This window comes from Pseudomonas sp. NGC7, assembly GCF_047159675.1.
Taxonomy (GTDB): domain Bacteria; phylum Pseudomonadota; class Gammaproteobacteria; order Pseudomonadales; family Pseudomonadaceae; genus Aquipseudomonas; species Aquipseudomonas kermanshahensis.
The window spans coordinates 1955582-1971590 of the sequence record NZ_BAAFZY010000001.1 but is presented as its reverse complement, the minus strand read 5'-3'; the positions used below and the strand labels follow the sequence as shown (position 1 = coordinate 1971590).

The window sequence follows — 16009 nt, the reverse complement described above, 5'->3', positions numbered from 1 at the left end:
TGAGCTCTTAGTCAATCAATCGGTTAGGTGCCACACTGGTCTCGGCCAGTTCTGCATTCAGTTCAGCCACTTGTTCGGCGCTGAGTTCGCTGCCATGACGGGCGAGCACGTTTTGCGCCAGCTGGTCTTCGCCAGTGCCGGCTTCACCGCGCAACAGCTCAAGCAAGCGCACGCTGAGCTTATCGATGCTGGAACTGTCACTGAGTTCCATGACCGGCAGGCGAATGCCGAAGCGCTCTTCCAAGGCCACCACCAGCTCGACACTCATCAGCGAGTCCAGCCCCAGTTCCTGCAGCGGGCGCTGTGCATCCAGGCGCGCGGGCGGCAGGCGCAGAATCTCGCACACCTCGTGCTTGAGCATCTCGGCAAAGCGCTCGAGCAATTCGGCATCGTCAAGCTCGGCCAGCATGCGCTGGATGTCTTCACCGCCGTTGTCGTCTTCCTGGTCACCGCCGTGGGCACGGGCCAGTTCGCTGAAGCGTGGCGAGGTGGCGGTCGGCAGGAAGCGCGACAGGGCTTTGAAGTCCAGTTCGAGCACGCCTTGGCCGTTGTCACCGCTCAGCAGCATGGCTTCGAGCTGGGCCAGGGCCGCCTCGGCGCGCAGGGCAGCACCGCCCATGCGGCTTTGCAGGGCATCCTTGATCTGGCTGTTGCGGGCCAGGAAGCCGACGTCGTCAATCGCGCCCCACAGCACTGCGGTGGCCGCCAGCCCTTGGGCACGACGGTGGCGCGCCAAGGCTTCGAGCCAGTGGTTGGCGGCGACGTAGTTAGCCTGGCCGGGGTTGCCGAACAGGGTGGTGGCCGACGAGAACATCACGAAGAAGTCCAGCGGCAACGCTTGGGTCAGTTCATGCAGGTACTGCGCGCCCTTGGCCTTGGGCTCGAGCACGCGACGCAGCTGGTCGCCATCGAGGTTGCGGATCAGGCTGTCGTCGATCACTGTCGCGGCATGCACCAGGCCTCGCAGCGGCCATGGGCTGGCTGCGATGCGCTCGAACACCGCGCGCAGCTGGCCGGCATCCGTGATATCGCAAGCCACTGCCTGCACATCGATACCTTGAGCCTGCCACAGCGCCAGCTGCGGCTGAGCCTCGGCACTGGCCGGGCCACGGCGGCCCAGCAGCACCAGGTGGCGGGCGCCCTTGTCGATCAACCATTGCGCCGTGCGCAGGCCGAAGCCACCCAGGCCACCGGTGACCAGGTAACTGGCATCGGCTGCCAGTTGCACGTTACGCAGCGGTTGTTCGCGGGTGTCGACCGTGCGTTCGATCGGGTTGGCGTAGGTGATCACGACCTTGCCGATCTGCCGCGCCTGCTGCATGTAGCGGTAGGCTTCGACCACCTGGTTGGCGTCGAACTCGCGGAATGGCAGCGGGTGCAGGATGCCTTGGGCAAACAGCGCCATCATTTCGGCGAACAGGCGACGGGTCAGTTGCGGGCGTTCGCTCATCAGCTGGTCGGCGTCGATGCCGAAGTAGCTGATGTTGTTGCGGAACGGGCGCAAGCCGATACGGGTGTTCTGGTAGAAATCGCGCTTACCCAGTTCGAGGAAGCGGCCAAACGGCTTCAGCACACGCAGGTTGCGGTTGATCGCCTCGCCCGCCAGCGAGTTGAGCACCACATCGACGCCACGCCCGCCGGTTGCGGCCAGTACCTGGTCGGCATAGGCCAACGAACGCGAGTCGTAGACGTTGTCCACGCCCAACAGGCGCAGGAAGTCGCGCTTCTCGTCGCTGCCGGCGGTGGCGTGGATCTCGGCACCCAGCCACTTGGCAATCTGGATCGCAGCGATGCCCACGCCGCCAGCCGCGCCGTGGATCAGCACTTTCTCACCCGGCTCTACGCGTGCCAGGTGGTGCAGCGCGTAGTACACGGTGAAGAAGGTGCTCGGAATGGTCGCTGCCGCTTCGAACGACATGCCCTCTGGGATGCGTGCCACGGCGTTGGCGTTGGTCACCAGGCGGTTGGCGAAGCTGCACGGGCCAAAGCCCACCACGCGGTCGCCCGGGGCGAAATCGCCAAGCACGTCAGCGCCCTTGCCTTGCACCACACCGGCAAACTCGAAGCCCAGGGTCGGGCCAGAGAAGCCGTTCTCGATCGCCTCATCAGACAGCAGGCCGAGGGCGAACATCACGTCGCGGAAGTTCAGGCCGGTGGCCCGTACGGCGATGTCCAGCTCGTCCGCCGCCGGTTGGCGCGGCTCGCGCAGCTCCCAACGCAGGTTACGAAGCTGGCCAGGCAGGTCGAAGCCCAGGCACACCCACTGCGCGGCGCTGTCGGCGCTGGCGGGCTGGTCTGCCAATACACGCAGGCGCGGCACATAGCGGCGGCCTTCGGCATCCAGCGCCAACTCGGTTTCGCTGTCGGCGTGCAGCAACGAGGGCAGCACGTGGTCGATCGGTGCCGCGTGGGCCAGGTCCAGCAGGCGAATGCGGCAATTGACCGATTCGTTGGCCAGGGTGCGGCCAAAGCCCCAGAACGCCGCGTCAGCGATGGCCGCGACGTCGGCGGCGGTGTCGGTGCCGTACAGGTGTTCGGCAGCGCCACGGGTCAGCAGCCAGCATTGCGGCGCCAGCGCCAGGGCCTCGCAGGCCTGTACCAGTGCGGCTGCCTGCAAGCAGCGCTCAGCCTGGTTGTCTAGGCCGGCGGCGCTGTCGAAGCCTGCCAGGTGCAGCACATGCGCTGGCGCCTGGTCCAATGCGCTGAGCTGGGCAGCCAGCGCCTGCGCATCGCCAGGCAGCAGCAGGCTGACGAGCTGGCCTTGGGCACGCAGTTGCGCGGCCAACCACTCGGCAGCGCCCTGCCCGGCTTCGGCAAGCAATGCCCAGTGCTGCACAGGCACCTCTGCCGAGGCGTGCACAGCGCCCGCAGGCTTGTCGGCCAGCAGCACGTAGCTACCGCACGCGCTGCCAGGCAACGCATCGACGGTGTGCAGCGGGCCAAGGCCGTGGCGTTGCAGTTCATGGCTCCAGAAGGCCGGGGCCTGCTGACGCGAAAGCGCGTGCTGCGGGCCAGCCAGCCACCAGTCAGGCTCGCCACCGAAGACGAAATCAGCCCAACGCGCCGGGTATTGCCCCAGCAGCGCCAGTTGGCCATGGGGGTTAAGCTGCGCGCTGGCCTGGCGCAAGGCATCGCCCACTGCGCCAAGTGCGGCGAGGTCGGTCGGCACCAGTGCCCAGTCAAAGCGGCCGGCGTCGGCCAATTGCTCCAGGCTCAGCACGCTCAGCGCAGGGCAATCGTCATGCAGGCGTTGCTGCAGCTCGGGCTCGGCCACAGCGTAGACATAATCGATGCGGTCGAAGTCGAGCCCTGCGTACAGCAGCTCGGCAAACGATGCGCCGCCAAAGCCGACTTCCAGCACACGCAGGCGCTGCCCGGCCGGCAGTTGCTCAAGGCGCAAGGCCAAGGTTCGGCTGATACCGGTAAGCAGGCGCTGCTGGCCGGCCGCACCGAGCACCAGGCGCGCCAGGCTGCTGCCGCTGGTTTCGCGCGGCAACAGGCTTTCGAGCGTTTGCTCGCCCGTCAGCAAGGTCGGCAGGTGACGGCCAATACGCCCCACCGAATGAATGATCTGGAAGTACTCGGGGTAGCTCTGGAACAGCTCCTGCCAGATGGCCTCCGACGACGGGCGCTCGTCGCTGTCGACCAACTGCCAGCTGCCATCGGCGTTGCGCAGCACATTGCCGTCCTGCTCGGCGTGGCGCAGCAGGGTCGCCAGGTAATCGCCCTGGCCCTGGGACCACAGCGCAACCTGTTCGGCGCTCAGCTGGCCACCGGCCTGCTCGACCAGGTCGAGCACAAAGCTGGCACACAGCACATCCAGCAGCGGTTCGACTTCATTGAGGTAACGCAACTGCGCCGGCTCGTCGGCCAGGCTGTGCAGCGCGTCGGCCACCGGCGTACCAGCCACAGCGTGGCGTTGCACCGCAACGGCATTGCCCGGTGCGGCCAGGCCAACGTGGCCGAGGCGCTTGATATCGCCACTGCGGTCGTACTGCAGGCGCACGGCGCGCATGCGTGCATCCTTGATCGCCAGCACGGCAGCGCCGCTGGCATCGAACAGGGTGAAATCGACCAACAGCGAATGCGCGGTGCGCTTGCGCTGGCGTACTTCGGCCAGCACCGGCACAGCACCTGCCGTGCTGAAGGCAACACGCCCCAGCTTGACGGGGATGAAGGCCAGCCCATTGTTGCGGCCCGGGCGGCTGGCCAGCAGTTCGGTAATCAGCTGGAAGGCACCGTCCAGCAGCGCCGGGTGCAGGTGCAGCGCGTCCAGTTCGTGCTCGATGGCGGCAGGGACGGCCAGTTGCGCCAGAACCTGCTCTTCTTCTACCCAAGCCGCGGCGACGGTCTGGTAGGCCGGGCCGTAGTTCAGGCCGACCGCACAGGTCAGTGCCAGGTGCTGCTCGCCGCTGAAGTCCGCCGGGCGCTGTGGCAGCGCCGGCGCACGGGTGTCCAGCATGACGCCACGGGCTTCGCCCGGAAGGCGCGCGACCACGTGCTGCACCCAGTCTTCATGCTGCGCCAGGTTGCGCGAAATGATGCGCAGCGTGCCGTCGGCCTCTTCGATGTGCACGCGGACTTTTTTGCTGCCCTCGCTGCTCAGCAGCAGCGGGTTGTGGATTTCCAGCTCTTCGATGTCAACGAACTCACCTGGCTGGTGCAACTGCGCCGCCGCCAGGGCCAACTCGGTGAAACCGGCACCGGGGAACAGCACCGACTCGCCCACTTTGTGGTCAGCCAGGGTCGGGAACAGTTGCGTGTCCAGGCGGTTTTCCCAGGTCAGCGGCTGGTCGACGACGGGGTAACCCAGCAACGGGTGCACGCGCTTGCGGTTCAAGGGGCTGTGCGACTCGGCACTCACCGGCAAGCTGAAGTGATCACGCTGCCAGGCATAGTTCGGCAGGCGTACCTGGCGCCCGGCAACCGGGAAGCGCGTTGCCCACTGCGGCTCGACGCCGGCAATCAGCAGGCGGGCCACGGTGCGCTCCAGCAGCAGCGGGCTGTGGTCGTTGCGCTTGAGCGTGCCGACCACCTGGCCGGGCTGCTCGCACTGGTTGAGCACATCGGTGACGTAGCTGCGCAGAATCGCGTGCGGGCCGATCTCGACGAACAGGTTATGGCCGTTGCGCACCAGCGCGTCCAAGGCGCCCTGGAACAGCACCGGGAAGCGGATGTTCTGCCACCAGTAGTGGTTGCCCAGGCGCTCGCCATCCAGCTCGCCGCCGACCACCGTGGAGTAGAACGGGATCTGCGTGGCGCGCGGGCGGATGTGCGCGAGGTCGTCGATGACGGCCTGTTCAATCGGGTTCATTGCTGGCGAGTGGAAGGCGTAGTCCAGGTCCAGGCGGCGGGCGAACACCTGGCGCTCGGCAAGGGTTTCTTCCAGGAGCGTCAGGGCGTCGACCTCACCTGCCAGAGTGGCGCCACGGGCACTGTTTTCACCGGCGACGACCAGGCGGCCGTCCAGCTTCAGTTCAGTGATCAGCTCGCCAGCGGCTTCACCCGACAGCCCCACGGCGGTCATCTGCCCGGTACCGCGGGTCAGCCCTTGCAGGCGGCTGCGGTGGTAGATCACTTGGGTGGCGTCTTCCAGGCTCAGGGCACCACTGGCCCAGGCCGCGGCCACTTCACCGACGCTATGGCCGATCACCGCGACAGGGTGGATGCCTTCGGCGGCCAGCACGCGGGTCACCGCCACTTGCAAGGCAAACAGCGCCGGCTGGGCGATTTCGGTGCGGGCATAACGGCCTTCGCCGTTGTCACCCAGCAGCTCGGCGCGCAACGAATAGCCCGCCAGCGGCTGGAACAACGCATCCACTTCATCCACCGCAGCAGCAAACAGCGGTTGACCGAGCATCGCCCGGCCCATGCCTTGCCACTGCGAGCCGTTACCGGAGTAGACGAACACCGGCGCCGAGGCGGCTTCCAGTGCCTGGCCGGCTTCGAGCACCGCGCTCAGTTCACTGAGGGTTGGGTCCTGGGCATAGTCGTCCAGGGCCTGGGCGGCTTCGGCGGCATTGTCGCTGACCAGCAGCAGGCGATGGCTGTGCGCGTCCCGGCGGTACATGGCCTGATAGGCCACGTCGTAATAATCCAGCTCGGGGTGGGCGGCCAGGTACGCGGCAAAGCGCTCGGCGGTGGCGCGCAGGCCTTGTTCGGTCTTGCCGCTGAGCAGCAACGGTACGCGTCGCGCCTCGGCAGCTTTAGCCGGCGCAGCCTGCGGCTCGGGGCTCTGCAGGATGACGTGCGCGTTGGCGCCGCCAAAGCCGAACGAGTTAACGCCGACCGTCAGTTGGCCTTCAGGCTTGAGCGGCAGCGGCTCGGTGACCACCTGCAGGTTCAGGTCGCCGAACGCGATATTCGGGTTAAGCGCCTTGACCCCGATGGTGGCCGGCACGGTGCGTTCGGTCAGGCAGTTGAGCGCCTTCATCAGGCCCGCCACACCGGACGCGGCTTCCAGGTGGCCAAGGTTGCTTTTGACCGAGCCAATCGGCAACGGGTTGCCATTGCCACGCGCCTGGGCCAGTGCTTCGCCGATGGCACGGGTTTCGATCGGGTCACCGACCGAGGTACCGGTACCATGGGCTTCCAGATAATCGAGTTGGTCGGGGCTGATGCCCGCCTTGGCGTAGGTCTGCTTGAGCAGCGCGGCCTGGGCTTCGGCGTTGGGCAGGGTCAGGCTGGACTTGCGCCCGTCGGTGTTCACCGCACTGGCCGCAACCACGGCCAGAATCGTGTTGCCATCGGCCACGGCCTGGTCGTAATCCTTGAGCAGGAACAACCCACCGCCTTCCGAACGCGCATAGCCATCGCCATTCTCATCGAATGACTGGCAGCGCCCGGTGCGCGACAGCATGGTCGCCTTGGCAAAGATCATGAAGCCAAACGGGTGCATGTGCAGGCTGATGCCGCCGGTCAGCGCCTGGTCGACATCACCGCTGAGGATGGCCTGGCACGCCTGGTGGAAGGCCACCAGCGAAGAGGAACAGGCGGTGTCGATGGCCATGCTCGGCCCACGCAGGTCGTAGAAGAACGACAGGCGGTTGGCGGCAATGCTCATGGTGTTGCCCGTGGCGGTTGCACCATCGATCGACGCCAGGTCTTCGACCAGCCGGTAGGACTGCTCGACACCGGCGATGCCCAGGTACACGCCACAGTTGCTGCCGCGCAGACTCGACGGCTTGACCCCGGCGTTTTCGAAGGTTTCCCAGCACATTTCCAGCAGCATGCGCTGCTGGGGGTCCATCATCCCCGCTTCACGCGGCGAAATATTGAAGAACCCCGCGTCGAACGCGCTGATGTCGCCCAAAGTGCCCGCGGCGAAGGTGTAGCTGGTCGCAGGGTTGGCCTTGTCCGGGTGCAGAAACTCAGATTTCTCCCACCGAGAAGGGTCGACCTGGGTGACCAGGTCGCGCCCCTCCATCAGGTTTTGCCAGAAGCTGGCATTGGAAGATCCAGGGAAGCGGTACGAACAGCCAACGATTGCAACCTTTCTACGCTTAATCAAAACCTATTCCTTCAAATCTCATCGGGCACCGTCCCATCCGTCGGACAGCCGGCATGCCTGGCCTGGCCATGAATCTGGCAGGTCGTTTTATGACACTGATGATCGTCTGGTTATCTGAAGCTGCTATGCACGCTGGGAACGCAAGACCTTTGGTCTGAAGCAGGCGTGGGGATATTCAGATTTGTGTGAGGGGATGATACGCGGGTTGGGGGGGTGGGGAAAACCCTGGGGTGCTGCGGGGTTCACATTAACGCTGGGCGGTAGTGCTGCCCCGCTCTAATGAGGGCCATTGCGGCCCTCATGGCTGGCACTGCTAATCGTGTAGAACAGGCCGCTGCTATAAGGAGCGGCCTTGTGTCACAGAGGATGCTTACAGATCCAAGCGCCGCTGCTGATAAATCCAGTCAACGATTTCCCCTTCCGGGGCATAGCCGATCACGGTTTCACGCAGCAACTGACGCACCCGTACAAAATCATCTGCAGACGCCGCGCCCAGCAACTGGTTCAGCGCGTCCTTGAGCTCGTCCCAAGGGAGGAAGTCCTCGCTTGCACTCATGATCATCGGGTGGCGGGTCGCTAGCACGTTGTCACCGATCAACAGCTCTTCGTAAAGCTTCTCGCCCGGCCGCAACCCGGTGAACTCGATAGCGATGTCACCCATGGGGTTGCGTTCGGAGCGGACGCTGAAACCGGACAGGTGGATCATCTTCTCGGCCAACTCGACAATCCGCACAGGCTCGCCCATGTCGAGTACGAACACATCCCCGCCCTTGCCCATCGAACCCGCCTGGATCACCAACTGCGCGGCTTCGGGAATGGTCATGAAGTAGCGGGTGATTTTCGGATGGGTAACGGTCAGCGGGCCGCCGGCCTTGATCTGCTTATGGAACAGCGGGATTACCGAGCCCGATGAGCCCAGCACGTTGCCGAAACGGACCATGGTGAAGCGGGTTTTGTTGACCTGCGAAACATTGCCGCCATCGCCAAACAGTACGGGCGCCAACTCGCGGCTCAGGGCCTGCAGGGTCATCTCGGCAAGGCGCTTGGTACTGCCCATCACGTTGGTCGGGCGTACCGCCTTGTCGGTCGAAATCAGCACAAAGTTGGCGACCCCGGCCTGCAATGCTGCTTGCGCGGTGTGCAAGGTACCAATGACGTTGTTCAGCAAGCCTTCGCTGATATTGTGCTCGACCATCGGTACATGCTTGTAGGCCGCAGCATGGTAAACCGTATCGACCCGCCAGGTTTTCATGATGTCGAGCATCTGCGCCTGGTTACGTACCGAACCCAGGATCGGCAGCAGGCAAACAGACAGCGACTCACGGGCAATGCGCTGTTCCAGTTCAGAAAGAATGCTGTAGAGGTTGAACTCGCTGTGATCGAACAGCAGCAGCGTTTTCGGGGACTGCGAAAGAATTTGCCTGCACAGCTCGGAGCCGATCGAGCCACCGGCACCGGTGACCAACACGGTTTGTTCAGCGATGCAACGTTCAAGCAGGTCGCTTTGTGCGGGCACCGGGTCACGGCCCAACAGGTCGGCGATGTCCACTTCCTGAATATCATCCACCTTGACCTTGCCGCTCGCCAGGTCGATGAAGCTGGGCACACTGCGCACATGCAGCGGGAAGTCTTCGAGGAAGTTAAGGATCTCCCGACGGCGGGTGCGGGTCGATGACGGCAGTGCCAGCAGGATTTCCTGGGCGCCGGTATCGTCGATCAACTGCTGCAGTTGCTCTGGGCGATACACTTGCAAACCAGCGATCACACGGTCGGCAATGCTCGGGTCATCGTCGATGAATGCCACGGGCCGCATGGCTTTGTCCATGCGCAGCGCCGTTGCCAATTGGTTACCGGCGGCGCCGGCCCCGTAGATTGCCACCCGTGGCAGGCCATCGTCTCGTTGAGCGAACGGTACGTGCTGGACGGCGGCAGCAAACCAGTCACCCAGGAAGTACTGGCGCATGGCGAGCCGCAGGCCACCGACCATGATCAGGCTCAACCACCAGTAGTTGAAGGTGATGGAACGCGGCACTACGTTCTGATGGTTGCTGGACCAATAGATGATGAAGCCGAGGATCAGCGCAGACAGCGTGACCGCCTTGATGATGGCGATCAGTGCGTCGTTACCAAAATAACGCATCACCGCGCGGTACAGCCCGAAGCGAATGAAGAGCGGGATCGACACTACCGGCGCACACAGGAACAGCCACATGTGGTCGACGATCGGATTGGCCAGGTCGTCGATGCCAAGACGAACGACAAAGGCAAGCCACAAGGCGAGCCAGATCATCACTACGTCAGTAGAGAGCTGCAGCAGCCGCTTCTGGCGCCGCGTTAGCTGTAAAAGCCAGCTGCGCATCTTATCGTATCCTTGAACCATAGCTAGTCAGGCCTCTTTCAATCCGGCATTGAACCTTAACGCCAAACACACCAAGGGAATATAGGCCAGAACAAGACCGGCTATACCGTCGAGGTGGGCAGAGCCCACCAACAACGCGATGGGCAACAGCCACCCTATATTGATCAGCAGCACAGCGAGGGTCACGGTACGGTGGCTCCCATAATGCCTTGAAGCATACTGGTAAGCATGGCTGCGATGGGCTTCATGGACTTTGTCACCGCGCAACAGCCGGCGGATCAACGTCCACGTGGCATCAACGATGAATACCCCTAGCAGTATCATCCAGCTCCAGAAAAACGCCGGCGAAATCCACGCTGCCTGGAGCGCGAAAAGGCCCAGCATGATCCCCAGGAAGCCACTACCGGCATCCCCCATGAAAATCTTCGCAGGCGGGAAGTTCCAGACCAGAAAGCCCGCCACTGCCATCAGCATCAACCCTGACAGCCACAGTTGCGATATGTGCCCCCCCAGCAAACAAAGCAGGCCTCCCCCCAGGCATGCGGTAACCGCCTGCACACTCGCCAGCCCATCGATCCCATCCATGAAGTTGTACAGGTTCAACAACCACACAAGGTAAACGGCCGCCAGCAAGTGGCCTATCACGCCCAAATCAACAACAACGCCGAAAAACTCCAGCGGTGGCGCACCGTTGAGCCAGAAAAGCCCCCAGGCAGCGGCCGCAAAATGCCCGAGCAACCGCCATCCGGCAGGGACGTGCCCGTGGTCATCCAGAAACCCGACGAGGGCAGCAATCAGGCCGGCACCGAACAGGCCCACAGCAACAGCCCAGTCGATCGCATCCACATAGCCCAGCCATGCCAGCGCAATGAGAAAACTGACGACGATCGCCACACCGCCGCCGCGGGGCGTGGGTATCGTGTGCGAACTACGGGCATTGGGCACATCGATCATGCTCGTCGCCAGTGCGTAACGACGCAGTGCTGCAGTCAATACAAGCGACACAATCACAGTCAGGGGTAAAAGTAACCAAAGGCTCATCTAGGTTCCTGCTCACGGTAAGCTTTAACAGTGCGCTTCAACTCTTCGGCAACCGATGATCGAGGCGTCCAGCCCAGCACGCGGCTGTTTTTTTCAATGTCGACTCTCAACGAGCCGCACAGCCGGTCCACAACGGCCCGCTTACCCAGCAGTTCAGCGAACCCACGGAGTAACGTGACGGGGAACGGCAGCAGACGAGAGGGCTTTCCAAGTGCCTGCGCAACGTTGCGCAACAGCGCGGGGGTGGAAAGATCCTCTCCATCTGAAATCAGGAACACCTGGTTCGCTGCACCAGGATGGTCGATGCAATGGATCAGGAAGTTGGTCAGGTTTTCCAGGCCAACCAAACTCCTGCGGTTATCAACCAAGGCCAACGGAAGCGGCACGCCCCGATCGACCCACTGGATCATCTTCAGGAAGTTTGCCTTTACGCCCGGCCCATAAATCAGCGGTGGCCTGACGATGACGACGTCCATCGCCGAATGTTGAGCCAGCTCCATGAGTCCTTTTTCAGCCTCCCATTTCGAAAGGCCGTAGGGGTCGGTCGGGCCGCAGTCGTCTTCGGCAGTGAAGGCTGCTCCGTCCGTACCCTCGCCGTTGACCTTGATCGAGCTGAGATAAATGAAGCGCCTAACGCCTGAGCGAGCGGCCTCCCGCGCAAGCTTCAACGTGCCTTCCACGTTGACCTCGCGGAATGCAGCCAACGGATCTGCAGTGGTTTCGTTCATGACATGAACGCGCGCCGCGCAATGCACGACCACATTCACCCCAGCCAACGCCGACGACCAGTCGGTCTCACTGTTGATAGCGGGTGTGACAACGGCTTTTCCCAGGCTCTTCTGCGCAGAGGCGCTGGAGCGAAACTGCGCGACGACCTCAAAGTCATTGCTTGCCAGCAATCGCGTCACCAGCGCACGCCCAACAAAACCGCTAGCGCCCGTAACGAGGACGCGCTGAGAAGAAGATAACGGCTGACTGCCACTCATGAGCTGAATCCTTCGTACTTTTCAATCAACAAGGCTGAGCACCGTGCTGAATCAAAATCCCTTATAGCCCGCTCCCTGGCGTGCCTGGCCATTTCCTTCAGACGCTCAGGCTCAGCCAAAAGCGATCGAATAGCCTCGGCCAAGGCGTCGGCATTCTGCACGGGGACCAATAAGCCTGTCTCACCGTCCACAATGGCATCGGTCAAACCGTAGATTGCGGTGCCTACCGTCGGCACGCCCATCGCCGCCGCCTCTATCACCACGGTGCCAAAACCTTCTCGATAACTCGGCAAGCACAACAGATCGGCGATCGCCATGTACTGCTCAGGCGCAGCTTGCAAGCCCAGCACTTTCACCCGCTCAACACATGCAGGCGTCAAATGCGACTCGACCACGGCGCGGCCGTCCGCTTCATAGGGCCCAACCAGCACCAGATAAAGCTCAGGGTAGTGCGCTTGCAGCTTCAAAAAAGCCTGCATCAATTCACCGACGCCTTTCTCCGGCGTCACCCTGCCAACGAACAGCAAGACTTTAGCATCCGCTGGAATACCCAACTGTTGACGCATTGCGTCGTTGGCAGACGTCGAAAACCGTGCGGCGTCAAAACGACGAATATCAACGCCGGCGAGTGACCCGGAACCGATCACTGAAATTCTCGAAGCAGCGACCACCCCTTCCCTTACCAGGAAGTCGCGCTGGCTGACGCTGTCGGTGAAGGTATGTGAATTGAGCCTGGCGATGAGCATATCGCAGAGCTTGAGCAGCTTCTTCTTGGCCCCGCTCATGGTCACCCAAGGCTGCCCGGTAAAAGTGTGCAGGCGCACCTTGACCCCGGCAATCTTCGCGGCTATTGCCGTAAGCAACCCGGCTTTGGGCGTGGTGGAATGCACGATGTCATAACGCTGTTTGCGGAACAAGACGACCAGCCGAATCAGGCTGACCAAGTCTTTGAAAGGGCTGATTTCACGCGCGATCTCGACCGGTATGAAACGTATGTCCTCACGGGCTTGAAGCGCCCCTACCAGCTCGTCGTTGCTGGCAATCACGTGCACTTGCGCGCCCGCCTCACCCAGGGCTTGCAGTTGCGCACTGAGCTGGGTCACTACAAAAAACGGAACCGTTGAGATTCGCGCCACCCTTAGGCCTTTGATCGACATCGCTTGAGGTTCCAATTTGCATGTTCATTATTTTCTATCGCCTGCTGGGCCCTCTGGGCTGGCCACTGGCGCATCGCTATTTTATTTCAGCACTTCGCTGATATGCGCTGGGACGCTGTAACGCGGCACAAAATTCAGTTCGTCGCGTATTTTGCCTATCGGGTAAGCGGTTTTATTGACCATGGCATCAACTCGCCCCTGTGTCAGAGGCAAGCGCGTGACTTTGCCAGCCACCCACACGGCGAGCCTCACCACCCCCTCCGGCACCCTCAAACGCGGCGATGACACCCCCTGGGCAGCGGCCAGGGCGTTGACCACCTCGCTGAACGGGCAATCATTCGACAGGTTGTAGAGTTGCCGTGAGGCACGCGGATCTACGGCGCAGCGCACGAGGGCGGCAGCAACATCGTCGGCATGAATGTACGTGGCAATCGCCTCTTTGTAGCCGACGTAAAAAAACAACTTCTTGCGAATCATCGCGCCCAGCTGCCGGATCGAAGCGTTCGGCATGTCGTCTGCAAAAACGTTGGAGGGCCGAAGGATAGCCCAATCAGCGAAATCGCCCTGCAGCGCAGGGTGAGACATGATCAATTCATCAGCCTGGGTCTTGGTGACTTCATAGGTCCCCTGCGGGTTGACTGGCGTCTGCTCGGTGACGATACGCTCACGGCCAGCCGCCGGGCCATATGCCCCGACGCTACTCAACTGCACCCAGCGCACGCGCCCTGTGCGGCTGCGCGCACGGCCCACGGCAGTGAGTAAACGCTCGACCGCGTCAACATGCAGCGCAGGCATCAGCTGTTCATTTCTGATCTCGCCCGCGCAGTTGATGACGACATCGCAGCCGCTGAGCACGTCATCCACATTCAACTGCGGGTCAGTCAGGTCCCCGGCGAATACCTCTAGCTGCGTGGCATCAAAAAGCGCTGGCTTACGGGTCAGAACACGAATCGAGAGCGCCTGCTCCTTAAGAAGACGTACCAACCGCGACCCAATAAAGCCGTTTGCGCCCAACACTAATATCTTCAATTACGCCCCCCCGTTTTCCACCTGTGCGCCCGCAGCCTAGACACCACCAAGCAAGTCCAAAAAATGATAAGGCAGGAATGGGCTAGGCCCCTGCCCCGACTCTTGCAAATAGTTCCTGTAACTGGCCACTACCGAGATAAGCCCAACCAGCGAAAGCCCCAACTTTATCGCCCAGTCGAATTCAAGATCGTTGTCGTTATAAACAACCATGACCGCCAATGGCAGTGAAAACGACAGCAAATCAAGGAAGCGCAAACCCGCGTAGCTTACGGTCGCCAAGCCAAACGAAGCCGCCGTCAACAGCACCGCCAAAACGAACAATTTAAACTTGTCCGGCCGCGGCATACGTGAGGCGATGACCGCCAACAGCATCACCGCAATCAGCACGACCTTGCTCAACCCAGAAAACCTCCCGGGCGACGCGACCTGCTGATAAGCGTTCAGCTTCATCAAGAAGTAGTCGTTATTCAAGAGCACGACCAGCAACGCACAGACGACGAAAACGGCGAACCCCAGCATGCTGGCCCAGCGTGTCCAGCGCATGCGCAGTGCCAGCAAAAACCCCAGATTGAAAAGGGACGAGTAATGAAACGCCAAGGCAACTATCGATAACGCTGCGCGTTGTGAATAACGGTACCGACGAATGTACTGAAACACCAACAGAAGTACGGCGCTGGCCAAGCCTAAGCGCAAGGTATTCATGCTGTACTGATAGATGAATGACGGCAGGAAAAACGACAACAGGAAGAAGCGTTCATTTCTATTCGAGTGCAACAGAAAATAGAAAAGCACGCCAAATAACACAAGCGCAAACAGCCTGACCGCCCCCACTGCAGAACCCGTGACCGTCTTGAAAAGCCAGCCGGACACCATGAACAGAGGCTCTACACCGCCGCTGAACGCCGCAGGGTCCACGGACTCCAGCAAGAATTCGTAGGTGTTTGTGTCCGTACCCACCGCACCCCGGAAAATAGCCAATATCGCCACGAAAGCGATCACCACCGCAGCAGGGATACGGCTTCGGTTTTTGACCACCTCCGAAACCATAAGCCCGAGCAGCATGATCCCCCAGCCGACGATATAAATCATAGAGTCCTTCGAACCGATGAGTTGATGACGCGACGAACAAACTTCCCGAGTGACCATGAAACGGCGAGCAAGCACGCAGGAAGGCCTATGTACCTGCGCTTGAGCAGCGACAGGTGCACCGCCAACTCGCCTCTCTCCATGCGCCAGAGTTGACCACTCAGGCCTGAGTCGCCGTACACGGGCTTGAAGGTGTTGACGAGTGGGTAATCCACGTTAAAGCATGCCCCACCGCCGAAACAGATATCACACCACAACTGGTAATCTTCGCAGTAACGCATGCCCTGCTTGAATCTATACTTCACGTCTTGCCGAATCATGACAGAAGAGGTGGAAAAGCGATTGGACAGCAGCAACTGGCGTCCCGTCACGGGGATAAAACGCACATCGTCAATCGACGGTTCGCTGCGCTGACCTGCCGCAAAATGCTGGCCAAGCAAGTCGACCTCGGGATGCTGCTCAAGCCACTGGTATTGCAACTCGGTTTTCTTGATATGCCAGCTGTCATCAGAATCAAGAAACGCCACGTACTTCCCAGTGGCTTCTGCCCAGCCAGCATTCCGCGCATTGCCTGGGCCGCCATTTTTCTTCAGCGCAATGACCTTTACCCAGCCCGGCGGGTACCTCTTCGCTTCAGCGTGCAGCTGTTCAAGCGTGTCATCTGGGCTGCAGTCGTCAACCAGGATAACTTCAGCAGGCCTCAGTGTTTGAGCAAACACAGACTCAACCGCGCGCGCTATCGAACCCTTGCAGCGATAACAAGGGATAACAACACTGACACTGACGACAGCACTGAGCTCGGCCAAACGACTTCTCCAACACACCGACAAATAATAAAGCA

The 16009-nt window shown here is 61.5% G+C and carries 8 protein-coding genes; all 8 read right to left on the bottom strand.

The genetic code is table 11. From position 1 onward, the window contains the following. Positions 1-7 precede the first annotated feature (7 nt). The gene (locus ACMCNM_RS09005; RefSeq protein ID WP_412764232.1) at positions 8-7510 is read right to left on the bottom strand and encodes an SDR family NAD(P)-dependent oxidoreductase; all 7503 of its coding nucleotides are present in this window, start codon (positions 7508-7510) and stop codon (positions 8-10) included. Positions 7511-7880: 370 nt separating this feature from the next. After that, positions 7881-9869, bottom strand: a complete 1989-nt coding sequence (locus tag ACMCNM_RS09000; RefSeq protein WP_225935615.1) for a polysaccharide biosynthesis protein — start codon at positions 9867-9869, stop codon at positions 7881-7883. 27 nt (positions 9870-9896) lie between these two features. Next, positions 9897-10910 carry an MraY family glycosyltransferase gene (locus ACMCNM_RS08995; protein WP_412764231.1) on the bottom strand — a complete coding sequence of 338 codons (1014 nt, stop codon included), beginning with the start codon at positions 10908-10910 and terminating at the stop codon, positions 9897-9899. Continuing rightward, entirely contained in the window at positions 10907-11896 is a 990-nt protein-coding gene (locus tag ACMCNM_RS08990) for a UDP-glucose 4-epimerase family protein (protein WP_412764230.1), read from the bottom strand. Before ACMCNM_RS08990 ends, ACMCNM_RS08995 begins: the two co-directional genes overlap by 4 nt. Next, positions 11893-13053 carry a glycosyltransferase family 4 protein gene (locus ACMCNM_RS08985; RefSeq protein ID WP_186682317.1) on the bottom strand — a complete coding sequence of 387 codons (1161 nt, stop codon included), beginning with the start codon at positions 13051-13053 and terminating at the stop codon, positions 11893-11895. Before ACMCNM_RS08985 ends, ACMCNM_RS08990 begins: the two co-directional genes overlap by 4 nt. A gap of 81 nt (positions 13054-13134) precedes the next feature. Beyond that, positions 13135-14082 (bottom strand): NAD-dependent epimerase/dehydratase family protein, encoded by a 948-nt coding sequence (locus ACMCNM_RS08980; protein WP_339550126.1) that lies wholly within the window; start codon positions 14080-14082, stop codon positions 13135-13137. A 36-nt stretch (positions 14083-14118) separates the two neighbouring features. After that, complete coding sequence (locus tag ACMCNM_RS08975) at positions 14119-15171, bottom strand: EpsG family protein (RefSeq protein ID WP_412764229.1); 1053 nt, start codon at positions 15169-15171, stop codon at positions 14119-14121. Next, the gene (locus ACMCNM_RS08970; protein WP_265968861.1) at positions 15168-15974 is read right to left on the bottom strand and encodes a glycosyltransferase family 2 protein; all 807 of its coding nucleotides are present in this window, start codon (positions 15972-15974) and stop codon (positions 15168-15170) included. The genes ACMCNM_RS08975 and ACMCNM_RS08970 overlap by 4 nt, the downstream gene beginning before the upstream one ends. Positions 15975-16009 lie beyond the last annotated feature (35 nt).

Excerpts from the sequence above, each read along its gene's own strand:
- ACMCNM_RS09000 (WP_225935615.1), bottom strand. The coding sequence starts at position 9,869 with ATGCGCAGCTGGCTTTTACAGCTAACGCGGCGCCAGAAGCGGCTGCTG.
- ACMCNM_RS08995 (WP_412764231.1), bottom strand. The coding sequence starts at position 10,910 with ATGAGCCTTTGGTTACTTTTACCCCTGACTGTGATTGTGTCGCTTGTA.
- ACMCNM_RS08990 (WP_412764230.1), bottom strand. The coding sequence starts at position 11,896 with ATGAGTGGCAGTCAGCCGTTATCTTCTTCTCAGCGCGTCCTCGTTACG.
- ACMCNM_RS08985 (WP_186682317.1), bottom strand. The coding sequence starts at position 13,053 with ATGTCGATCAAAGGCCTAAGGGTGGCGCGAATCTCAACGGTTCCGTTT.
- ACMCNM_RS08975 (WP_412764229.1), bottom strand. The coding sequence starts at position 15,171 with ATGATTTATATCGTCGGCTGGGGGATCATGCTGCTCGGGCTTATGGTT.